This is a genomic window from Actinospineispora acaciae DSM 45401, assembly GCF_000620785.1.
Lineage (GTDB): Bacteria > Actinomycetota > Actinomycetes > Mycobacteriales > Pseudonocardiaceae > Pseudonocardia > Pseudonocardia acaciae.
Map to the genome: position 1 here is coordinate 49,771 of NZ_JIAI01000005.1, position 20,329 is coordinate 70,099.

The window sequence follows — 20,329 nt, forward strand, 5'->3', positions numbered from 1 at the left end:
ACAGCCGTTACCCCTTCACGCTGCCAGCGGTGAGCGCCCCGACGATATAGCGCTGCAGCACGATGAACACCACGATCACCGGGAGCACCGCCAGCATGCTCCCGGCCGCCAGGTACTGCGCGGTGATCTCGTGCCCGGTCTGCTGCAGGCTCACCACGCCGACCGACACCGGCAGCAGGTTCGCGTCGTCGACCAGCACGAACGGCACCACGAACTGCGACCAGCTGAGCACCGCCACCACGATGGCCGCCGACGCGATCCCCGGCGCCGCGGCGGGCAGCACCACCGAGACCAGCGCGCGGCGCCGGGTGCAGCCGTCCACCATGGCCGCCTCGTCCAGCTCGGCCGGGATGGTGTCCAGGTAGTCGCGCAGGAACCAGGTCAGGAACGGCGACGTGACCGCGACGTAGACCACGATCAGCCCGAAGTAGTTGTTCACCAGCCCGACCGCCACGAACGCCCGGTACACCGGCACCACCAGCACCACCGGCGAGATCAGCTGGCAGGCCAGCACGAACCGGGAGAACGTCCGCCCGCCCCGGAACCGCAGCCGAGACATCCCGTACGCGGCGGGCACGCACACCGCCAGGCACAGCGCCACCGAGCCGGACACCACGACCAGCGAGTTGAGCAGGTAGCGGCCGATGTCGGTGGTCTCCAGCACGTGCCCGTAGTTGTCCCACCTCATCTGAGACGGCACCAGCGGCGGCGGGGCCGCGACCACCTCCTCCGCGCTGCGCAGGGACAGCGACAACACCCAGAGCAGCGGAAACGCGAACGCCACCACGGTGACCACCATGGCCAACGACAACAACCCGTTCTGCCACCGCCGCTTCACGTGATCGCCTCCCGCCGCGCCGTATACCGGAAGTACACCCCGACCATCACCAGGTTGATCAACAACAGCACCACCGACATGGCCGCGCCCCGCCCGAACGCGAGCTGGTTGAACATCTGGTCGTACACGCCCAGCGCGAGCACCTGCGTCGCCGTCCCAGGCCCGCCCTCGGTCAGCGCGATCACCATGTCGAACGTGTTGAAGGTCTCCACCGTGATCGTCACCAGGTCGATCGCGATCAACGGCAACAGCACCGGAAAGGTGACCGCCCGGAACGACTGCAGCACCCCGGCCCCGTCGATCCGCGCCGCCTCCAGCAGGTCGCGCGGCACCGTCTGCAGCCCGGCGTACATCAAGATCATGGACAGCGCGGTGCCCCGCCAGACGTTCGCCACCGTCACCGAGACCAGCGCGGCGTCCGGGTCGGACAGGAACTCCTGCCCGGGCAGCCCGACCAGCCCGAGCAGGTAGTTCAGGATGCCGGACGGGCCCTCCTGGTAGAGCATCCGCCAGATCACCCCGATCACCACGCCGGGAATGGCCCACGCGGTGAGCACCACCGTCCTGGTGACCATCGCCCCGCGCAGCCCCCGCCGGCGCGCGGTGTCCACCAGCAGCGCGATCGCCAACCCCAACAACAGCTGGAACACCACGCTGAACAGCACGAACAGGAACGTGATCCGCAGGATGTCGGCGAAGTCCTGACCGGCGGCCACGCTGCGGTACGCCGACACCGTGTACGAGTACGGCTCGCCGGCCACCAGCGACGCGTCGGTGAAGCTCACCCGCACGATCTCGATCAGCGGGTAGACGAAGACCAGCAGCAGCACGGCGCCGAGCGGAAGCATCCACAGCCAGGGCCGCACGCGGTGGCCGCCCATCAGACGATCTGCGCCAACGCGGCGTCCACCGCCGCCTCGGGTTCCTTGCTCAGCGAGGTCACCGACGACAGCGCGATCTGCATGGCGTTGGAGACCTGCTGGTACTCCCGCCGCAGCGGCCGCACCCTGGCGTAGCGCCGCAGGTGCTCGCGGAACACCGGGGTGAAGGCGTCGCCGTGGTACTCGGGGTGGTCGTACACCGACTCCCTGGTCGGCAGGTACCCGCCGAGCGTGCACCACCGGGCCATGCCGCTGTCGCCGCAGTAGCCGTCGATCACCAGCTTCATGCTCTGCACCGCGACCTCCGGATCCTTCGCGAACGACGCCCAGGTCCAGCCGCCCGCGACGCACCTGTGGTTGTCGCCGGAGCGGCTCGGCACCGGCGCCGCGCCCCACTCCCGGCCGAAGTCCGCGCCCTTGACCAGTTTCTGCAGGTCAGCACCCTGCCAACTGCCGCCCATGAACATCGCCACGTTCCCGGCGAGCACGTCCGGGTTGACGTCGTCGTCGCCGCGCAGGGTGGAGATGCGCTGCGGCGTGACGCCCTCGGTGACCAGCCGCCGCAGGAAACCCAGGCTGTCGATCATCGCCCGCCGCGCCGGCCCGGAGGCGAACCCGGGCGAGCCGTCCGGGTTGAGGATCTCGCCGCCCTGCGCCCAGTACTGCGGCCACAGCGCGGTGTTCACGCTGTCCTCGGACCGGCTGCCGCAGAACATGAAGTACTTCCCGTGCGCCGCCAGCCGCCGTCCCAGGGAGAACACCTCGTCCCAGGACGCCGGCGGGTTCGGCACCAGGTCGCGGCGGTAGTACAGCACCCGGACGTCGGTGTTGAACTGCAGCGCCCTCGGCTGGCCGGTCTCGGTGGTCATCAGCTCCCGGAACTGCGGGAACCAGTCGTCGAGGCGCAGCCCGGCCCGGCGCAGCGGCTCGGACAGGTCGTTGGCGTAGCGGGCGAACCGGCCGAACACGTAGGAGTCCACCTGCGCGACCTCCGGCGCCCTGCCCTGGGAGGCCTGCAACAACAGCTTCGCCATCGAGGCGTTGATGTCGTTGCTGGTGACCTCCGGCAGTGGCAGCCAGCCGGTTTCCCGCTCATAGTCCGCGAGCCGGGCCCGGACGTACTCGACGCGTTCGGGCAGCGGCGCGACCAGCGAGTAGGTGGGGATGGCCTGCCAGCGGAAGCTCTTCGGCGGTTGGCTGGTGCCGCAGCCGGCGAGTCCGGCCGCCGCGAGGCCCCCGGCGGCCAGCCCGAACAGCCGGCGCCTGCTCAGCGCACGGCGGGTCGTCTGAGCGATGAGTTCGGCCACGGTGCCCCCCAGGCCAGTCTGACAACGTTGTCGACCACTCGCGCGTGAGCCTACCCAGATTCGGGCTCGAGCAACTGCTCGATGAGCGTTCTGGCCAACCACAGCTCGTACCGCTCCGGCGACCAGCCCTGGCGGACCACCAGCATGTGGTACAGCGTCGGGTGGTTGAGCGTGTAGAGCACGTCGGCGGCCTCGTCCTCGGTCAGCTCGGTGCGCAGCCGGCCCTTCGAGCGCAGCGCCCGGATCGTGTGGCGCTGGTTGTCGAGGAACTCGGCCTGCATCCGCTCCCAGAGCGCGGCGATCTCGGCGTCGGCCGGCGCGGCGGCCCGGATCGCCTCGATCATCGGCGCGATGCGGCCCTTGACCCGGCGGGATCCGGCGACCTGCAGGCGCAGGTGCTCCCTCGGGTCGGGCGCGGCGAGCATCTCCCGGAACCAGTCCTGCTCGGCCACCGGGCGCTGGTCGGGGCCGTCCTTGACCGCGTGGTCCCAGGCGGCGGCCAGCACCGCCGGCTTGGTCCCGAAGGCGAGCTTGACGGTCGGTAGCGCCACGCCGGCCTCGGCCGCGATGTCGGCCAGCGTGGTGCGGACGTAGCCGTGCTCGACGAACAGCCGGCGCGCGGCGGCCGCTATCTCGGCCCTGGTGGCGGCGGCCTGGGCGTCGCGCTTCGGGGAGCGGTAGCGGCGAGAACCCTTGACAACCCCGTCCATCGCGCTCACTCTACCCGTGCGAGCTATTAACTAGCCTTATGGGCTAGCGAAATCGAAGGAGAACGACCATGAGCGTCACCACCAACATGTCGGCCGACCTGCGCGAGAGGGCCGACCAGGTCGCCGAGCTGGCCGGCCGGTACGCCGCCGACCTGGCGGTTTCCGACCAGCTACCGGCCGAGATCGTGCGCGCCTGCCTGGACGCCGGGCTGTACCGGCTGTGCCTGCCCGGCGAGCTGGGCGGGGCGCGGGTGCCGCTGCCGGACTCGGTCGAGGCGATCGAGCGGCTGAGCTACGCGGACGGGTCGGTCGGCTGGTGCGCGGTGGTGGCCAACGTCGGCGCCTCCCTGCTGGCCGGCATCGACCGGAGGCAGGCCGCCGTGATCGCGGCGGTTCCGGAGCGGCTGTGCATCGCCGGCGGGTTCCCGGCCACCGGGCGGGGCGTGCGCGCCGACGGCGGCTACCTGCTGACCGGCCGCTGGTCGTTCGCGAGCGGCGCGCGGGCGGCGACCTGGCTGCTCGGCGGCATGACGGTCCCGCCGGCCGGCGACGGGGACGGGGACGGCGACGGCCCGGCGTGGCTGGTCGGGTTCTTCCCCGCCGAGCAGGCCCGGATCGTGCCGAACTGGGACGTCATCGGGCTGCGCGCCACCGGCAGCCACGACGTCGTCGCGGACGAGGTGTTGGTGCCCGCCGGGCGGACCACGCCGCTGGTCGGGCCGCGCTGGTCGAACGACCCGATCGCGGCGGTGCCGTTCTTCGCGCTCGGTCCGCTGCTCGGCGCGGTGCCGCTGGGGATCGCCAGGCGCGCGCTCGACGAGCTGGTCAAGCTGGCGGGCACCCGGGTCCGGTTCGGGCAGCCGCGCCCGCTGGCGGCCGACCCCGGCTTCCAGGACAGGTTCACCTCGGTGCTCGCCCGGCTCGGCGCGGCCCGCAGCTATCTCGCGGACCGGGCCGCCGAGGTGTGGCGCACGGCGGTGGCCGGCGAGGTCACCCCGATGGCTCAGGCCGGCGCGGCGCTGGCGGTCGGGGAGGCCGCCGAGGCCGCGCTGGACGCCGTGCAGTTCGCGCACCGGGAGGCCGGTACCGCCGCCATCCGGGCGGACGGCGTGCTGACCCGGTGCCTGACCGACACCATGGTGGCCACCCGGCACGTCGCGTTCAGCCAGTTCTTCCGCCGTGACGCCGGCCGCCGCCACCTCGGCGTACCGGCCTGACCTACGCGGGCACCCCGGCCCGCACCGTCCGTGCCCGCGCCGCCGCCACGCCGCGAACCACCAGGAAGACGAGCAGCCCGAACGGGGACAGGAAGATCGTCAACAGCAGGATCGGGCTGACGATCAACGGATGGATGCCGAGGTCCCGGCCCTGCAGGTACATCCACCGGCCGATGAACATGTCGAACGCGATGAGGTGCGCCCAGATCGCGGCCGCGCCGTACGGGGTGGCCAGGAACGCCCGCAACTCCGCCAGGTCGGGCCGGCTGACCACCGCCCACAGCTCGCCGAAGTGCGGCAGCGCCACGATGAGGTAGACGGCCAGCGGCAGCACAGTGACCCACGGCGAGGACATCACCCGCCGGGTGCCCGACCAGGCCGGCGCCAGGATGATCAACAACCAGAACGGGGCCGCCAGGTAGAACGTGACGTCGAACAGCTCGGTCATCGCGCGCTCACCGCCACCCCACCGCCGACTCCGGCCGGCCCTCGCAGCACCACCGCCGCCGCCACCGCGACGCCGCCGAGCAGCGCCGCCGCCGCTCCCATCGTCACCGCGTCCGGGTGGATCAGCGCCTGGCCGCGCAGCGCCTGCCAGGTGACCAGCCCGATCAGCCCCGCATACCCGGCCGCCGCGATCGCCACCAACCGGACCCGCACCCCGTGATCACGCAGCCTGGGGAACCGCCCGGCCAGCGCCACCAGCAGCATGGCCAGCAGCGGCAGCGCCTGCAGCGCGTGCATCCCGACGAAGTGCGGGATCCGCAGGTCACCGCCGACGGTGCTCCACCCGGTGACCGGCATGATCGGGCCACCGTCCGCGACCCCGACGCTGTGCGCGCCGATCATGTCGGTGGTCCCGCCGGCGCGCATGGTGCGCAGCTGGCCGGCGGTCGGACTGGTCATCAAGAACCCCAGCGCCAGCCCGACCAGCGAGAGCACGCCGCCGAGCCGGATCGCCCAGCGGCTGGCCAGGTCCGCGATCGGGGCGCGGAACAGCAGCCCGGTGAGCACCAGCGTGCCCAGCCACAGCGCCGCGATGCTGACCGACATGGTGGTCCACAGCGCGGCGTCGAGCGGCGTCGCCACGTTGTAGTGGCTGGCCCGCCCGCGCACCACCTGCCCGACGATGACGGCGTACTCGATGACCAGCACGGCCACCAACCCGTGGGACACCCGGTCCGCCAGCCGGCGGCGGGTGGTCAGCAGCGAGGTCATCCAGGCCCAGGTCACGCAGTAGATGGCGATGGAGACCGCGAACTTGAAGGGCTTGAGCCAGGCCGGTGCGCCGATCAGCACGCGGTCGTCGACGGCCAGCCCGACCGCCGAGACGACCGCCATCACCACCATCGCGCCGGCCAGCAGCATCATGGGCCGATGCCAGCCACGCACCTGCCGCGTCAGCTCGGTCATCGCTTCACCTCCTCAGATGGATAGCTTCACTATCCACAATGGGAAGTTAAACTATCCACTCGGCGAAGTCCATGTCATACCGACCACAGATCACCGGAGGGCCCAGGTTCATGCGAATGGCCGAGCTGAGCGCCGCGTCGGGCGTGCCGATCGCGACGATCAAGTACTACCTGCGCGAGGGCCTGCTGCCCGCCGGCGAGCGCACCAGCCCGAACCAGGCGAACTACACCGACGCCCACGTCCGGCGGCTCAAGCTGGTGCGCGCGCTGCTCGACGTCGGCGGGCTCTCGGTGGCCAGCGTGCGCGAGGTGCTCACCGCGATCGACCACCAGATCTCCACGCACAAGGTGCTCGGCATCGCCCAGCACGGGCTGCCGCTGCCCAAGGCAGGGGTGGACGAGCGGTCCCGGGAGTGGGCGCTGGGGGTGGTGGAGCGGATCGCCGAGGAGCGCGGCTGGAAGCTGAAGCCGGGGCACGTGGTGGTGGAGGCCCTGGTCGGGACGCTGTGCACGTTCGCCGAGCTGGGCAAGATGGAGCTGGTCGAGCGGATCGACGAGTACGCCGAGCTGGCCGACCGGCTGGCGGAGCTCGACCTGAGCACGCTCCGCGACCTGACCAGCATCGAGTCGCTGGTGGAGGGCGCCGTGGTGGGCACCGTGCTCGGCGACGTGCTCATCGCGACCCTGCGCCGGCTGGCCCAGCAGCACGCCTCCGCGCTGACGTACGGGCTCACCGGCGAGGCATGATCACGGCGGCCACCAGGCAGGCCACCGCCAGGCACCCCGCCGAGGCGCCGAACGCGGCCGCGTAGCCCGCCGCCTGCGCCGCCACCGCCGTGACCACCGCGCTCAGCGCCGCCAGGCCCACCGCGCCGCTGGTCTGCCGGACGGTGTTGAGCACGCCGGCGGCCAGCCCGCCGCGCTCCGGCGGCACGCCGCTGGTGGCCGCCACCGTGAGCGGCGTGAACGCGGCCGCCGTGCCGAAGCCGAACACCACGCCGGCCACCAGCACCGACCAGACGTACGAGGCGCCGGCGGCGATGAACACGCAGGTGCCGGCCAGGCCCACCGCGCCGATCGCGCAGCACAGCACGGTGGCCAGCCTCGGTCCGAGCGCGACGGTCACCCGCCCCGCCGAGCGCGCGCCGGCGAACATCGCCACCCCCACCGGCAGGTACCCGACGCCGGCCAGCAGCGGCGGGTAGCCGTGCACGTCCTGCAGGTACAGCGACAGCAGCACCGGGCTGGCGAAGAACCCCGACCCGAGCAGGAACATCACCACGTTCGCGCTGCTCACCGACCGGAGCCGGAACACGTCCAGCGGCAGCAGCGGCTGCGCCACCCACCGCGCCTGGTGCACCAGGAACGCCCCGACCAGGAGCAGCCCGACCAGCGCCGTCCCGACCGAGGAGCGCATGATCGCCAGCACCACCACGGAGATCCCGGCGGTGACCAGCACCGCGCCCACCAGGTCCAGCCGGGGCCGGGGCCCGTCCGATGCGGGCGGGCGGGGCAGCACGGCGAGCGCACCGAGGATGCCGGCCACGCCCAGCGGCACGACGACGAAGAACACCCAGCGCCACCCGCCCCACTGGGTGAGCAGTCCGCCGATCACCGGCCCGGCGGCGGCCCCGGCCGCGCCCACCGCACTCCACGTCGCCAGCGCCCGCGCCCGGCCAACCGGACTCGCGAACGTGCTGGTCAGCGCGGACAGCGTGACGGGCATCAGCAGCGCGCCGCCGACCCCCTGCACCGCCCTGGCCACCAGCAGCGGCGCCGGCGACCAGGCGAACCCGGCGGCCACCCTGGCCGCGGTGAACAGCCCCATCCCCAGCACCATGATCCGCCGCCGGCCGAAGATGTCCGCGCACCGCCCGCCCAGCAGCAGGAAGCCGGCGAACGCCAGCGTGTAGGCGTTGACCACCCACGGCAGCCCGGCCGGGGAGAAGCCCAGGTCGGCGCGCACGTCCGGCAGCGCCACCGAGACGATGGTGGCGTCCATGATCACCGCGAACGAACCGATGCAGGCCACGCCGAGCACCAGCCGCTCACGCCGTGAGCGCCCCTCGACGCTCGTGGTCATTCACCCCACTCCTCGGACTCGGACCGGGCACAGAACCGCAGCGCGGGGCCGGCGTAGCGCGCCGCGTCCACGGTGAACAGCCCGTCCACCATCGCCCGCAGCCCGGGGTAGGCCACCGCCAGCCCGTGCACCTCGTCGTCGCTCGCGGGCAGCCCGGCGGCGGCCAGCAGCGCCCGAACCGTCGCCGTCACGTCCTCGGCGCTCACCGGACCACCTCCGTCCGGAACGCGGGCGGCAGATCTCGGTGCCACCCGGTGCGCAGTTGGTACGCCTCGCCGGCGCGCAGGATCGTGGCGTCACCGAACGCCGGCCCGGCCAGCTGCATGGACAGCGGCAGCCCGGCCGCGCCGGGCCCGATCGGCACCGCCAGCACCGGGTTGCCCAGCGCGTTCCAGTACGGGGTGCGGATCATGCCGAACGACCCCTCGTCGTCCTGGTGACCCGCCTCGTTGGCCAGCTGGTCGAGCGCGGGCGCGCCGATCGCCGCCGTCGGGCAGGCCACCACGTCCACCCGCTCGAACAGCCGGGCGATCGCGACCTGCGCCACCTTGCGCACCCGCTGGGCCTGGACGTAGTCCGCGCCGGAGATCAACGCGCCCCTGGCCAGCAGCCCGCGCGAGGCCGCGAAGTAGTCGTCCCACCGCTCGGACAGGTCGCCACGGTGGTAGGCCAGCCCCTCGCAGTAGGCGCTGACCATGGTGACCGTGATCGCCTCCCGCCAGTACGGCAGGGTGACCTCCTCGACGCTCGCGCCCGCCGCCGCCAGCACCCCGACGGCCTGGTCGAACGCCCCGGCCAGGCCGGGATCGGAGCCCGCCGGGAAATGCTCCGCCCGCACCACACCCACCCGCAGCCCGGTCAGGTCGTCCGTCGCGGGCGGTACCGGGTGGAAGCGCGTCCCGGCGCTGTCCGGGTCGGCGGGGTGCTCGCCCGCGATCACCGCCAGCAGGGCCGCGCAGTCACGGGCGGTGCGGGCCATCGGGCCGACCCGGCCCACGGTGTAGCCCAACGGCACGCACCCGGACCTGGGCACCAGGCCGAACGTCGGCATCAGGCCGGTGATCCCGCAGAACGCGGCGGGCATCCGGATGCTGCCGGCAGCGTCCGACCCAAGGCCGGCGGGGAACAGCCCGGCCGCGACCCCGTTCGCGGTCCCGGAGCTGGAGCCGCCCGCCCAGCGGTTCGGGTCCCACGGGTTGCGCGGCACCGGGAACGGCTTCGCCGCGTCCGGGATGCCGCAGCCGAACTCCATGGTCGTGGTCTTGCCGGTGATCACCGCGCCGGCGCGCCTGAGCCGGGCCACCACCGGCGCGTCGCGGCCGGCGCCCCAGTCCGGGTCGTGCACCAGGCTCTGCGCGGTGGTCGGGCCGTCGGCGACGGCGATGACGTCCTTCACCGCGATCGGGATGCCGTGCAACGGCCCCTTGTCCAGCCCGCGCGCCAGCTCGTCGTCCGCCCGCCGCGCCCACCGGCGGGCCTGGTCGTCGAACCTGGTCAGGTAGACGCCGAGCGCGGCGTCGTGGCGGTCGGCCATGCTGATCGCGGACTCGACCAGCTCGGCGCTGGTCGTCTCGCCGGCGCGCAGGGCGCGGGCGGCGTCGGTCACCGAGTACGGCTCGGGATGCACTGTAGTTGTCCTCCGGAACGGGTCGAGGTGGTGAACTTAGGGTCACCTTGCCTGTTCAACCCGAGTTGAGGTCAACTGGAGAAATGACACCCATCGGCGTCGTCGTCGACCACTTCGGCATCCCGCTGTCCACGCTGCACTACTGGGAACGCCGGGGCCTGCTCACCGCGCACCGCCGCGCCGGCCGCCGCTGCTACGACCGCGACCAGCTCTACCGGATCTCCCTGATCCAGCACTGGCAGGCGACCGGGCTGATGAACCTGGACGAGATCGCCGAGCTGCTCACCGCCCGCGCCGGCGACCCCGAGCCCCAGCCCTGGCACGCCACGGTGACCGCCCGCATCACCGCCATCGACGACCGCATCGCCGAGCTCACCACCGCCCGCGGCTACCTGACCCAGCTGATGGGCTGCCGCTGCGGCCACGAGCTGGAGCGCTGCTCCGACTACCGCGCCGCCGTGACGCTCCCGGCCCCGGACATGGCAGTGCCCCGGTGATCGCTCCCCCTGATCACCGGGGCACAAGCATGTGACGGACCGGGCTACCCGATCCTGTTGTCGTTCCCGATGCTCGGGCACAGGCCGGGCTTCTCGATCGAACCGGCGATGCCACCGTTGATGTGCTTCACCACGGTGTTGCCGATGACCTGAGTGCCCTTGTTGACCTGCTTGGTCTTCTCGTGGCTGGAGCAGTCCGGACTGTTCTCCGCGCCCGTCGCGTGAGCCACACCCACAGCGCCAAGCGTTGCCACGACCGCTGCCGCGCTCGCAATGACAACCTTCATCAACATGTGGACGTTCCCCCTTGGATCGACACACTCCACGGGCCGTGGCCCGCTTACGGAGTCCTTCCACCCACACCAACGGCATCAGTTATATCGGGTCACGACCTCACCCGCCGATTACTCCACACGAGTGACAACAGCCCCATACGCCACGCATTAAGTACGCCGAACCCGCGCGCTCAGCCAGCGCGGCCCCGCCGGGCAAGTACCCAGGTGAACGGCTGAACCGTGCCAGAAGGCGTGCGGTGCTCCTCCCGGTCGGCCGCGATGACGGTGATCCCGGGGCCGAGCCGTTCGCCCAGTCCCTCCGGTCCGTACCGAGCGACCGCGAGCCCCGAGCAGCGCGTCGGCCCGTCGGCGGCGAACGTCCCGATGACCAGGTGCCCGCCCGGGGCAACCGCCGCGCGGAGGGTGTCCACGTACCGCCGCTGGTCATCGGCGTCGGTGAGGAAGTGAAACACCGCCCGGTCGTGCCAGAGGTCGTATCGCCGCGGCGGGCGCCAGGTCAGCACGTCGGCGACGACCCACGTGACCCGTCGAGCGGTGTCCCCAAGCCGCCGTTGGGCGTAGCTCATGCCGACCCGGGAGACGTCCAGGACCGTCAGGTCGGTGAACCCCTGCCCGAGCAGCTCATCGACCAGCGGCGCGGCCCCTCCACCGACGTCGATCACGCCGTCACCGGTCCGCACGCCCGCCGACCGCATCATCCGCAGCGACACGGGCGCCCGGTCCTGATGCCAGCTCCGAGTGGTAGCGCCCTGGTCGTAAACCCGATCCCAGTGCGCCGCGTCAGCCCGCCCGGCCGCCATGAGCCCATCATGCACCCGCGAGGTGACACCACCAAGACGCCAAAAGTGGCCACCATGATGCCGTATACCTTTTGACTTGGCACCACTTTGATGTCAATTTGGCTCACATCGGCCTCGAGACAAAGGAACCGCCATGGGTGAGCCGCTCAACACCGTCACGACCTTGCCGACCGCGCGCCAGCCCGGCTGTCCCTTCGACCCGCCGGCCGGGCTGATCGACGCCCACCGACACGGCCCCATCAGCCGCTACCGCTTCCCCGACGGCCACCAGGGCTGGCTGGTCACCGGCTACGACCTGGTCAGGTCGGTCCTCACCGACTCGCGCTTCAGCTCGCGCAGGGAGCTCATGCTCCACCACCCGTTGATCGACTACTCCGGCGTGGAGGTCACCGAGGCGCCGCCCGGCGAGTTCCTGCTCATGGACGAGCCCCGCCACGGCCGCTACCGCAAACCGCTGGTGGGCAAGTTCACCGCGCGCCGGATGCGCCTGCTCACCGAGCGCGTCGAGCAGGTCACCGCCGACCACCTGGACGCCATGGAGAAGTCAGGCCCGCCCTCGGACCTGGTGCCCGCGTTCGCCAGGCCCATCCCCGCCATCATGATCTGCGAGCTGCTGGGCGTGCCCTACCAGGACCGGGGCTCCTTCCAGGAGCAGGTCGAGTCGTTCATGAGCGGCGAGACCAGCGACGAGGACCTCATGGCCGCCTACACCGCGACCCAGCACTACCTCGCCGACCTGGTGGCCGCCAAACGCGCGAACCCCACCGACGACGTCCTCAGCGACCTCACCGACACCGACCTGACCGACGAGGAGCTCAAAGGCATCGCCCTGCTCCTGCTGGCCGCCGGCTTCGACACCACCGCGAACATGCTCGCGCTCGGCACCTTCGCCCTACTGCGCAACCCGACCCAACTGGCCGCCCTGCGCGCCAACCCCGACCTCACGGACGGCGCCGTGGAAGAACTACTGCGCTACCTGACCGTCGCCAAGACCTTCATGAGAACGGCCCTGGAGGACGTCGAGCTGGCCGGCCAGACCATCAAGGCCGGCACCGCGATCATCCTGTCCTACAACACCGCCAATCGAGACCCCGACCGCTTCCCCAACCCCCACGCACTCGACATCCGCAGGCAGGACGGCAGGCACCTGGCCTTCGGCCACGGCATCCACCAGTGCCTGGGCCAACAACTGGCCCGCGTGGAGATGCGCGTAGCCTTCCCGGCCCTGCTCACCCGCTTCCCCACCCTCCGCCTGGCCGTACCAGCCGACGAAGTAGCCCTACGCCCTGAAACCGCGGACGTCTACGGCGTAAAGAACCTGCCCGTCACCTGGGACAGATGACAGACCAGGCGCTGGTCAAGCCCAGACCCAACCACGCTGGGTCGAGAGGAGCTCGCACCGTGGGGGGTCTGGGGGGCTCGGCCCCCCAACATAATGACCACACGACAAAGGCTCGCGCTCTCCGCGAGCACGAGCCTCCCAGTCGGGTGGAGACGAGGGGAATCGAACCCCTAACCCCTGCCTTGCAAAGGCAGTGCTCTGCCAATTGAGCTACGTCCCCGGTTTGCGGACGGGTCAGCTGGCCCGTCCGCCGCACGGGTTGTCGCGCGTCAGTTGTTCGTGGTCGCGTGCTGCCAGGGGTCCTCGTCGGAGCGCGACCGGACCTTGCTGAACACGAACGCCGCGACACCGAGAATCGCGGCGAAGACCAGAAACTTCTTCATGTGATCACTGTTCCTCTGCGAGTTGCGCGGGAGTGGGCCCAGGTGGACTTGAACCACCGACCTCGTCGTTATCAGCGACGCGCTCTAACCGACTGAGCTATGGGCCCTCGAACCGAGGCACTGACAAGCCTAGCCCAGGCGCCCGAGGGCGCCCGAACCGGCCACCTCTACGGGCTAGTCCCGCTCGGACAGCGTCAGTTCGATACCTCCGACCAGGTCGGCGGACACGTTGTAGATGAACGCCCCGACGGACAGCCCGACCGCGACGAGCAGGCTGTTCACCGCCCCGATCAGCGCCGCGACCACGAACACCCGGCCGGCGCTGATCAGGCGGTCACCGCCCTGCTCGGCCACCAGGTCGGCGTACTGGCCGTTGAGCCGGTCCCAGACGCCGACGCCGTTCAGGACGCCGTAGAGCAGGCCGACCGCGACCATCCAGACCAGGTAGAGCACCGCCGCGAGCACCAGTGCGATCTTCAACACAGACCACGGGTCGAGCCGCTTGAGCTGAAGGTTGGCCTGGCGGGGCCGGCGGCTGCGCGGCCAGCTCATCGGGAACCCGCCGGGCGGCGAGGTCTGCTCGACCCTGCTCTCCGGGGGAGCGGCCTGGCCGGGTGGGCGGCGGAACCCCCGGGTCGGCGTGTCGAGCTGCGTATGGCCGGGCTCCCCGGCGGACTCGGCGTCCGCGCCTTCGGTGGCGGCGGCGCCCCGGTCGTTGATCCTGAAGCGACCGGTCGACGGCGCCGGGATGCGGCTCGCGCTCGGGAGCTTGCTGGAGCGCCGGGGGCCACCCGGGGGCGGCAGGGATCCCCCCGGGCGAGCGCCGGGCGGCCCGGGTTCGGACGTTCCCGCCGTCCGCCGCCAGGGAGGCGGCAACGTGCCGGAGGCGCGGGCGGTGCGGCTCACGGGCTCCACCTCGGGGCGCTGGGCCGGCGGATCGTCGCGCTCGGTGGCGGCGGCGTCTGTGCCCGCGGCGGTGACGGGCTCAACGGCGGGCTCGGTCGCGGGCTCGGTGGCGGCGCCCGCGTCACCGGGGGCACCGGCTTTCCGGTCGGCGTCACCTTCGCCGGCGGAACCCTCGCCCGCGGCGGGTTCGGCGATGGTGGCCACCTCTTCGGCGGCCACGTCCTCTTCGGTTACGAGCTTTGCGCTGGCCGCCGCCCCGGCCGTGTCGCGGGCGGTCCCCGGACCGGCGGTGCCGGTATCCGTATCGGGATCCGCGCTGGTCACGGCGCTGGTGTCGGTGCCGGGATCGGGCGGCTCGACGATGGTCGTCGAGTCGCCCCCGGCGGGTCTGGCCCTGGGCCCCGGCGAGGGGCGGGTGGGCCGCGGCGGGTCGGTCGGTGTGGTCACGAGTTGCCTCGCGCCTCCTCGGTTTTTCACTCGGTCGGGGTCACCCTAGAGCGCCGCCGTGGTGAGCTGGCCGCAGCCCCCGCCCGATCAGCCGTCGTTGCCGTCGGCCAGATCCTCCGCGTTGCGGGCGATGGCCAGCAGGGTGGTGCCCTCGCCGAGGTTCATCAGCCGCACGCCCTTGGTCTGCCGGCCCGCCTTGCGCACCTCGCGGGCCCGGGTGCGGATCACACCGCCGCCGGACGTGATGGCGTAGATCTCGTCGCGGACATCCACGATCAGCGCCCCGACAAGTGTGCCGCGCCGACGGTCGTACTGGATGGTCAACACGCCCTTGCCGCCGCGACCCTGCACCGGATAGTCCTCGATCGGAGTGCGCTTGGCATAGCCGCCCGCGGTGGCGACCAACACGAACGTGCCGTCGCGCACCACGCCGAGGGACAGCAGCCGGTCCTCGCCGTTGAACCGCATGCCGAACACGCCGGACGTGGCCCGGCCCATCGGGCGCAGCGCGTCGTCGTCGGCATGGAACCGGATGGACTGGCCCTCGGCGGACACCAGCAGCAGGTCGTCGTCCGGCCCGCACAGCACGGCGCCGACCAGCTCGTCGTCGTCGCGCAGGTTGATGCCGATCAGGCCGCCGGAGCGGTTGGAGTCGAAGTCCTCCAGCTTGGACTTCTTCACCAGGCCGTTCTTCGTGGCCAGCACCAGGTACGGGGACGCCTGGTAGTCCTTGATCTGCATGACCTGGGCGATGTGCTCGTCCGGCTGGAAGGCCAGCAGGTTCGCCACGTGCTGGCCCCGGGCGGCCCGGTTGGCCTCCGGCAGCTCGTAGGCCTTGAGCCGGTACACCCGGCCCTTGTTGGTGAAGAACAACATCCAGTCGTGCGTGGAGCACACGAAGAAGTGCGCCACGATGTCGTCCTGCTTGAGCTGCGCGCCCTGCACGCCCTTGCCGCCGCGCTTCTGCGCCCGGTACAGGTCGGTCTTGGTGCGCTTGGCGTAGCCGGTCTGGGTGATCGTGACGACCACGTCCTCGACCGCGATCAGGTCCTCGTCGGCGACCTCGCCGTCGTCGGGCACCAGCTGGGTGCGGCGGTCGTCGCCGTGCTTCTCGATGATCTCGGTCAGCTCGTCCTTGACGATCTGCCGCTGCCGCTCCGGGCGGGCCAGGATGTCCTGGTAGTCGGCGATCATCCGCTCCAGCTCGGCCAGATCGTCGATGATCTTCTGACGTTCCAGCGCGGCCAGCCGGCGCAGCTGCATGTCCAGGATCGCGGTGGCCTGGATGTCGTCGATGTCCAGCAGCTCCATCAGGCCCGGACGGGCCTCGTCCGCCGACGGCGAGCGGCGGATCAGCGCGATGACCTCGTCCAGCGCGTCCAGCGCCTTGACCAGGCCGCGCAGGATGTGGGCGCGCTCCTCGGCCTTGCGCAGCCGGTAGCGGGTGCGCCGGACGATGACCTCGATCTGATGCCGGATGTAGTGCCGGATCACCTGGTCCAGCCGCAGGGTGCGGGGCACCCCGTCGACGATGGCCAGCATGTTCACGCCGAAGCTGTACTGCAGCTGGGTGTGCTTGTAGAGGTTGTTCAGCACCACCTTGGCCACCGCGTCACGCTTGAGCGTGATCACGATGCGCATGCCGATCCGGTCGCTGGACTCGTCGTTGATCTCGGCGATGCCGGCCAACCGGCCGTCCCTGACCAGCCCGGCGATGGACTCGATCAGGTTGTCCGGGTTGACCATGTAGGGCAGCTCGGTGACCACCAGGGTGGCGCGGCCCTTGGTGTCCTCCTCCACCTCCACCACGGCGCGCATCCGTACCGAGCCCCGGCCGGTGCGGTAGGCCTGCTCGATGCCGTTGCGGCCGACGATCAGCCCGTAGGTCGGGAAGTCCGGGCCCTTGATGCGCTCCATGAGCGCGGCCAGCAGCTCGTCGTCGGACGCATCCGGGTTGTCCAGGCCCCAGACGATGCCGGCGCCGACCTCGCGCAGGTTGTGCGGCGGGACGTTGGTGGCCATCCCGACCGCGATGCCGGCGCTGCCGTTGATCAGCAGGTTCGGGATGCGGGACGGCAGGACCTCGGGTTCCTGGGTCTTGCCGTCGTAGTTGTCCAGGAAGTCGACGGTGTCCTCGTCGATGTCCTGGAGCATCGCCATGGCCAGCGGCGAGAGCCGGCACTCGGTGTACCGCATGGCGGCGGCCGGGTCGTTGCCCCGCGAGCCGAAGTTGCCCTGGCCGTCGATCAGCGGGTAGCGCATCGACCACGGCTGGGCCAGCCGCACCAGCGCGTCGTAGATCGACGAGTCGCCGTGCGGGTGATAGTTGCCCATCACCTCGCCGACCACGCGGGCGCACTTGACGTACGAGCGGTCCGGCCGGAAGCCGTTCTCGCCCATCGAGTAGAGCACCCGGCGGTGGACCGGCTTGAGCCCGTCCTCCACCAGCGGCAGCGCCCGACCGACGATCACGCTCATCGCGTAGTCGATGTAGGAGCGCTGCATCTCCTGCTGGATGTCGACCGGTTCGACGCGGTCGCCACCACCATTGCCTGGGACGGTGGGATCCATGGTGTCCGTCACGGAGACTTTCTCAACTCTCTCTCGGGTGGGTCAGGCGGGACCGGCGGCCGGTCACACGTCCAGGAAGCGGACGTCCTTGGCGTTGCGGGTGATGAACGAGCGCCGGGACTCCACGTCCTCGCCCATCAGGATGGAGAACAGCTCGTCGGCGGTGGCGGCGTCGTCCAGGGTGACCTGGCGCAGCACCCGGTTGGCCGGGTCCATGGTGGTCTCCCACAGCTCCTTGGCGTTCATCTCGCCGAGACCCTTGTAGCGCTGGATGCCCTCGTCCTTGGGCAGCTTCTTGCCGCCGGCGCGACCGGTCTCGACGAGGCCGTCGCGCTCCTTGTCGGAGTAGGCGTACTCCGGCTCGGCGCCCCGGCCGCCCCACTTGATCTTGTAGAGCGGCGGCTTGGCCAGGAACACGTGGCCGTGCTCGATCAGCGGGCGCATGAACCGGAACAGCAGGGTCAGCAGGAGGGTCTGGATGTGCTGGCCGTCCACGTCGGCGTCGGCCATCAGCACGATCTTGTGGTACCGCAGCTTGGCGATGTCGAACTCGTCGTGGATGCCGGTCCCCAGGGCGGTGATGATGGCCTGGACCTCGGTGTTCTTGAGGACCCTGTCGATGCGGGCCTTCTCCACGTTGATGATCTTGCCGCGGATCGGCAGGATGGCCTGGAACATGGAGTCCCGGCCGGACTTCGCCGAGCCGCCCGCCGAGTCGCCCTCCACGATGTAGACCTCGGAGCGGGACGGGTCGGTGGAGCGGCAGTCGGCCAGCTTGCCGGGCAGCCCGCCGATGTCGCCGGCGGTCTTGCGGCGAACCAGCTCGCGGGCCTTGCGGGCGGCCATCCGGGCCTGCGCGCTGGACACCGCCTTGTTCACGATGGTCTTGGCCTCGGCCGGGTTGCGCTCGAGCCAGTCGGCCAGCCACTCGTTGCAGACCCGCTGCACGAACGACTTGACCTCGGTGTTGCCCAGCTTGGTCTTGGTCTGGCCCTCGAACTGGGGCTCCTTGACCTTGACGCTCACGATGGCGGCGAGGCCCTCGCGGATGTCGTCGCCGGTCAGCGCGGCGTCCTTCTCCTTGAGCAGCTTCTTGTCCCGGGCGTACCTGTTGACCGTGGAGGTCAGCGCCGCGCGGAAGCCCTCCTCGTGGGTGCCGCCCTCGTGGGTGTTGATGGTGTTGGCGAAGGTGTAGACGGACTCCGTGTAGCTGGAGTTCCACTGCATGGCGACCTCGACCTGGTGCTCCTCGCCGGCCGCCTGGAACGCCACCACCTTCTTGTGGATGGCGTCCTTGGTCTTGTTGATGTGGGCGACGAAGTCCTCCAGCCCGCCCGGGTAGTGGAAGGTGCGCTCCTTGACCTTGGCCACGTAGCCCTCGGCGTCCGGCTCCTCCTGGGTGCCGTTGTCGCCGTTGCGCTCGTCGCGCAGCACGATGGTCAGGCCCTTGTTCAGGAAGGCCATCTCCTGCAGCCGGCGCGCGATCGTCTCGATGTTGTACGTGGTGGTCTCGAAGATGTCCGGGTCGGCCCAGAACGTGATGGCGGTGCCGCTCTCGTGGGTCGGCTCGCCCTTGCGCAGCTTGCTGGGCACCGAGCGCTCGTAGTGCTGCCGCCAGACCACACCGTCCAGGTGGATCTCCACGTCCAGCGCGCTGGACAGCGCGTTCACCACGCTCACGCCGACGCCGTGCAGGCCGCCGGACACCGCGTAGGACTTGTCGTCGAACTTGCCGCCGGCGTGCAGCCGGGTCATCACGACCTCGACGGCGGGCACCTTCTCCACCGGGTGCAGGCCGACCGGGATGCCCCGGCCGTCGTCGACCACCTTGACGCCGCCGTCGGCGAGCAGGGTGACGTTGACCCGGGTGGCGTGGCCGGCCATGGCCTCGTCCACCGCGTTGTCCACGACTTCCCAGATCAGGTGGTGCAGGCCGCGCTCACCGGTGGAACCGATGTACATGCCGGGCCGCTTGCGGACAGCTTCGAGCCCCTCCAGCACGGTAATGGAGGACGCGCTGTAGGCGTTCTTCTTCTGAGCAGCCACGGGCCTTTATGTCTCCTTGCCTGGGTACGACCGGCGGGGGCGGTCAGAGCCCGCGCCGGGGGCCGCCGCGCAGGAAACCGGGGCAACGCGGCGCTCCCTGGTCCATTCTACTGGTCCGGCTGACCTGAACGGCGCCTAGGACACCCCTAGAACGCACACAGAGCGCCGATCGGCGACCGAGGCGGGTCCGAGATACCCCCGATTGGACACCTGGCGTTTGCGAAGCCGGGCCGCCGAGCCCGCCGAAGCGGTCATCCGTAGGTGTCACGGGGACCCCTCCCGGGGGCGTGTCGGGGGCCTCGGCGCCAGCTCGGCGCGGCCGGTCCCTGCACCTTCAGCTTGCGCACCACGTTCGGCCCGAGCCCGGCGGCGATCCGGGCCAGCAGCTGGCGTTGCAGGGTGCGCAGCTGGGTGGCCCACGCGGTGGAGCTGGCCGCGACGGTCAGCTCGCCGTCGCGCAGGGTCAGTGGGGTGGCGTGCTCGGCCACGTCCGCGCCGACCAGCTCGGCCCACCTTCCGAACACCGACGCCGAGGTGACCCGTTCCTGCCAGCCCTGGTCGGCCACCAGCTTGGAGGCCAGCCGGCCCAGCGGCTGCGGGTCGCGGTCGTCGGGGCGGGCGCCGGACCACCCCCGCCGTCGGGCGCCCCGGCCGGCGCGGCGCCACCTGCCCTTGGCGGGCGCGCCGGGGCGAACGCCACGGGCGGCCGCCGAGCGCTGGGCGGCACGCAGGGCCTCCCGTGCCAGGTCCGCGCCGGACGCGTTGGGTGACTGTTCGGACGCGCCCGGTGACCACCCGGAGGGGTTCGGCGTGTCGGGTTGATGTTCGTCGGTGGGCGGTTTAGAGGGCCCGTCCCCAGGGTTGAGGACAGTCTCAGGCGGTGAATGACGGATGAACGGTCGATTGCCGGCGCTCGGCGGTTCGGGCCCGTCGGCGTCCCCAGCTCGTCCAGAGTTATCCACAGTA

Annotated in this window: 20 protein-coding genes and 2 tRNA genes; 4 read left to right on the plus strand and 18 right to left on the minus strand. The window is 71.3% G+C overall.

Translation table 11 applies throughout. The features are described from left to right. Window positions 1-7: 7 nt before the first annotated feature. The 4 genes from N912_RS0123230 to N912_RS54095 are packed head-to-tail and all read right to left on the minus strand — an operon-like array spanning window position 8 to window position 3,736. The gene (locus N912_RS0123230) at window positions 8-838 is read right to left on the minus strand and encodes a carbohydrate ABC transporter permease (protein WP_028924273.1); all 831 of its coding nucleotides are present in this window, start codon (window positions 836-838) and stop codon (window positions 8-10) included. Continuing rightward, window positions 835-1,719, minus strand: coding sequence for a carbohydrate ABC transporter permease (locus N912_RS54090; protein WP_037066205.1), 885 nt, complete (start codon window positions 1,717-1,719; stop codon window positions 835-837). The genes N912_RS0123230 and N912_RS54090 overlap by 4 nt, the downstream gene beginning before the upstream one ends. After that, on the minus strand, window positions 1,719-3,026 hold the full coding sequence (locus tag N912_RS0123240) for an extracellular solute-binding protein (protein ID WP_028924274.1): 1,308 nt from the start codon (window positions 3,024-3,026) through the stop codon (window positions 1,719-1,721). The genes N912_RS54090 and N912_RS0123240 overlap by 1 nt, the downstream gene beginning before the upstream one ends. Window positions 3,027-3,076: 50 nt before the next feature. Continuing rightward, a complete protein-coding gene (locus tag N912_RS54095; protein WP_037066207.1) occupies window positions 3,077-3,736 on the minus strand; it encodes a TetR/AcrR family transcriptional regulator in 660 nt (219 codons plus the stop codon). A gap of 68 nt (window positions 3,737-3,804) precedes the next feature. Here N912_RS54095 and N912_RS60650 point away from each other — a divergent pair, with 68 nt between their 5' ends. Beyond that, window positions 3,805-4,953 carry an acyl-CoA dehydrogenase family protein gene (locus N912_RS60650; RefSeq protein WP_051580670.1) on the plus strand — a complete coding sequence of 383 codons (1,149 nt, stop codon included), beginning with the start codon at window positions 3,805-3,807 and terminating at the stop codon, window positions 4,951-4,953. Between the two features lies 1 nt (window position 4,954). Here the strand turns inward: N912_RS60650 and N912_RS0123255 are convergent, their stop codons facing one another. Beyond that, a complete protein-coding gene (locus tag N912_RS0123255; RefSeq protein WP_028924275.1) occupies window positions 4,955-5,401 on the minus strand; it encodes an ABA4-like family protein in 447 nt (148 codons plus the stop codon). Continuing rightward, window positions 5,398-6,366, minus strand: coding sequence for a hypothetical protein (locus tag N912_RS54105; protein WP_051580671.1), 969 nt, complete (start codon window positions 6,364-6,366; stop codon window positions 5,398-5,400). Before N912_RS54105 ends, N912_RS0123255 begins: the two co-directional genes overlap by 4 nt. Window positions 6,367-6,482: 116 nt before the next feature. Between N912_RS54105 and N912_RS0123265 the strand changes: the two genes are divergently transcribed. Then, window positions 6,483-7,112 carry a MerR family transcriptional regulator gene (locus tag N912_RS0123265; protein WP_342670874.1) on the plus strand — a complete coding sequence of 210 codons (630 nt, stop codon included), beginning with the start codon at window positions 6,483-6,485 and terminating at the stop codon, window positions 7,110-7,112. On the opposite strand, the gene N912_RS54110 is transcribed toward N912_RS0123265, so the two are convergent. Genes N912_RS54110 through N912_RS0123280 form a run of 3 tightly spaced genes read right to left on the minus strand, consistent with a single transcriptional unit; the run spans window position 7,096 to window position 10,075 of the window. Then, entirely contained in the window at window positions 7,096-8,448 is a 1,353-nt protein-coding gene (locus N912_RS54110) for an MFS transporter (RefSeq protein WP_037066209.1), read from the minus strand. The genes N912_RS0123265 and N912_RS54110 overlap by 17 nt on opposite strands. Next, entirely contained in the window at window positions 8,445-8,654 is a 210-nt protein-coding gene (locus N912_RS0123275) for a hypothetical protein (RefSeq protein ID WP_028924277.1), read from the minus strand. Before N912_RS0123275 ends, N912_RS54110 begins: the two co-directional genes overlap by 4 nt. Then, entirely contained in the window at window positions 8,651-10,075 is a 1,425-nt protein-coding gene (locus N912_RS0123280) for an amidase (protein ID WP_245645390.1), read from the minus strand. The genes N912_RS0123275 and N912_RS0123280 overlap by 4 nt, the downstream gene beginning before the upstream one ends. 83 nt (window positions 10,076-10,158) lie before the next feature. Between N912_RS0123280 and N912_RS0123285 the strand changes: the two genes are divergently transcribed. Further along, window positions 10,159-10,572, plus strand: coding sequence for a MerR family transcriptional regulator (locus tag N912_RS0123285; protein WP_028924279.1), 414 nt, complete (start codon window positions 10,159-10,161; stop codon window positions 10,570-10,572). Window positions 10,573-10,616: 44 nt separating this feature from the next. On the opposite strand, the gene N912_RS0123290 is transcribed toward N912_RS0123285, so the two are convergent. Beyond that, on the minus strand, window positions 10,617-10,865 hold the full coding sequence (locus N912_RS0123290; protein ID WP_156993927.1) for a hypothetical protein: 249 nt from the start codon (window positions 10,863-10,865) through the stop codon (window positions 10,617-10,619). Between the two features lie 173 nt (window positions 10,866-11,038). Beyond that, on the minus strand, window positions 11,039-11,668 hold the full coding sequence (locus N912_RS0123295; RefSeq protein ID WP_028924281.1) for a class I SAM-dependent methyltransferase: 630 nt from the start codon (window positions 11,666-11,668) through the stop codon (window positions 11,039-11,041). Between the two features lie 133 nt (window positions 11,669-11,801). On the opposite strand from N912_RS0123295, the gene N912_RS0123300 reads away from it, so the two are divergent. Beyond that, window positions 11,802-13,010: a cytochrome P450 gene (locus tag N912_RS0123300; RefSeq protein WP_028924282.1), complete on the plus strand. Its 1,209-nt coding sequence runs from the start codon at window positions 11,802-11,804 to the stop codon at window positions 13,008-13,010. A gap of 147 nt (window positions 13,011-13,157) precedes the next feature. Here the strand turns inward: N912_RS0123300 and N912_RS0123305 are convergent. The 7 genes from N912_RS0123305 to N912_RS0123335 all read right to left on the minus strand — a co-directional run bounded on the left by N912_RS0123305 (window position 13,158) and on the right by N912_RS0123335 (window position 20,325). Then, window positions 13,158-13,230, minus strand: a tRNA-Ala gene (locus N912_RS0123305). Window positions 13,231-13,279: 49 nt separating this feature from the next. Then, window positions 13,280-13,393, minus strand: a complete 114-nt coding sequence (locus N912_RS65245; RefSeq protein WP_211261360.1) for a DLW-39 family protein — start codon at window positions 13,391-13,393, stop codon at window positions 13,280-13,282. 33 nt (window positions 13,394-13,426) lie between these two features. Further along, window positions 13,427-13,500 (minus strand) — tRNA-Ile (locus N912_RS0123315). A 67-nt stretch (window positions 13,501-13,567) separates the two neighbouring features. Then, entirely contained in the window at window positions 13,568-14,746 is a 1,179-nt protein-coding gene (locus tag N912_RS66795) for a DUF3566 domain-containing protein (protein WP_051580672.1), read from the minus strand. An 87-nt stretch (window positions 14,747-14,833) separates the two neighbouring features. Next, window positions 14,834-17,317 (minus strand): DNA gyrase subunit A, encoded by a 2,484-nt coding sequence (gyrA, locus tag N912_RS0123325; protein ID WP_028924284.1) that lies wholly within the window; start codon window positions 17,315-17,317, stop codon window positions 14,834-14,836. Between the two features lie 63 nt (window positions 17,318-17,380). Further along, window positions 17,381-19,363, minus strand: coding sequence for a DNA topoisomerase (ATP-hydrolyzing) subunit B (gene gyrB / locus N912_RS0123330; RefSeq protein WP_028924285.1), 1,983 nt, complete (start codon window positions 19,361-19,363; stop codon window positions 17,381-17,383). Window positions 19,364-19,614: 251 nt separating this feature from the next. Further along, window positions 19,615-20,325 carry a DciA family protein gene (locus N912_RS0123335; protein ID WP_245645391.1) on the minus strand — a complete coding sequence of 237 codons (711 nt, stop codon included), beginning with the start codon at window positions 20,323-20,325 and terminating at the stop codon, window positions 19,615-19,617. Window positions 20,326-20,329 lie beyond the last annotated feature (4 nt).

Bases quoted from the DNA above. Each gene is read 5' to 3' on its own strand.
- N912_RS0123295 (WP_028924281.1), bottom strand. From the start codon at position 11,668: ATGGCGGCCGGGCGGGCTGACGCGGCGCACTGGGATCGGGTTTACGAC.
- N912_RS0123265 (WP_342670874.1), top strand. From the start codon at position 6,483: ATGGCCGAGCTGAGCGCCGCGTCGGGCGTGCCGATCGCGACGATCAAG.
- N912_RS65245 (WP_211261360.1), bottom strand. From the start codon at position 13,393: ATGAAGAAGTTTCTGGTCTTCGCCGCGATTCTCGGTGTCGCGGCGTTC.
- gyrA (WP_028924284.1), bottom strand. From the start codon at position 17,317: ATGGATCCCACCGTCCCAGGCAATGGTGGTGGCGACCGCGTCGAACCG.
- N912_RS54105 (WP_051580671.1), bottom strand. From the start codon at position 6,366: ATGACCGAGCTGACGCGGCAGGTGCGTGGCTGGCATCGGCCCATGATG.
- N912_RS54090 (WP_037066205.1), bottom strand. From the start codon at position 1,719: ATGGGCGGCCACCGCGTGCGGCCCTGGCTGTGGATGCTTCCGCTCGGC.
- N912_RS60650 (WP_051580670.1), top strand. From the start codon at position 3,805: ATGAGCGTCACCACCAACATGTCGGCCGACCTGCGCGAGAGGGCCGAC.
- N912_RS54095 (WP_037066207.1), bottom strand. From the start codon at position 3,736: ATGGACGGGGTTGTCAAGGGTTCTCGCCGCTACCGCTCCCCGAAGCGC.
- N912_RS0123285 (WP_028924279.1), top strand. From the start codon at position 10,159: ATGACACCCATCGGCGTCGTCGTCGACCACTTCGGCATCCCGCTGTCC.
- N912_RS0123290 (WP_156993927.1), bottom strand. From the start codon at position 10,865: ATGTTGATGAAGGTTGTCATTGCGAGCGCGGCAGCGGTCGTGGCAACG.
- N912_RS0123255 (WP_028924275.1), bottom strand. From the start codon at position 5,401: ATGACCGAGCTGTTCGACGTCACGTTCTACCTGGCGGCCCCGTTCTGG.
- N912_RS54110 (WP_037066209.1), bottom strand. From the start codon at position 8,448: ATGACCACGAGCGTCGAGGGGCGCTCACGGCGTGAGCGGCTGGTGCTC.
- N912_RS0123300 (WP_028924282.1), top strand. From the start codon at position 11,802: ATGGGTGAGCCGCTCAACACCGTCACGACCTTGCCGACCGCGCGCCAG.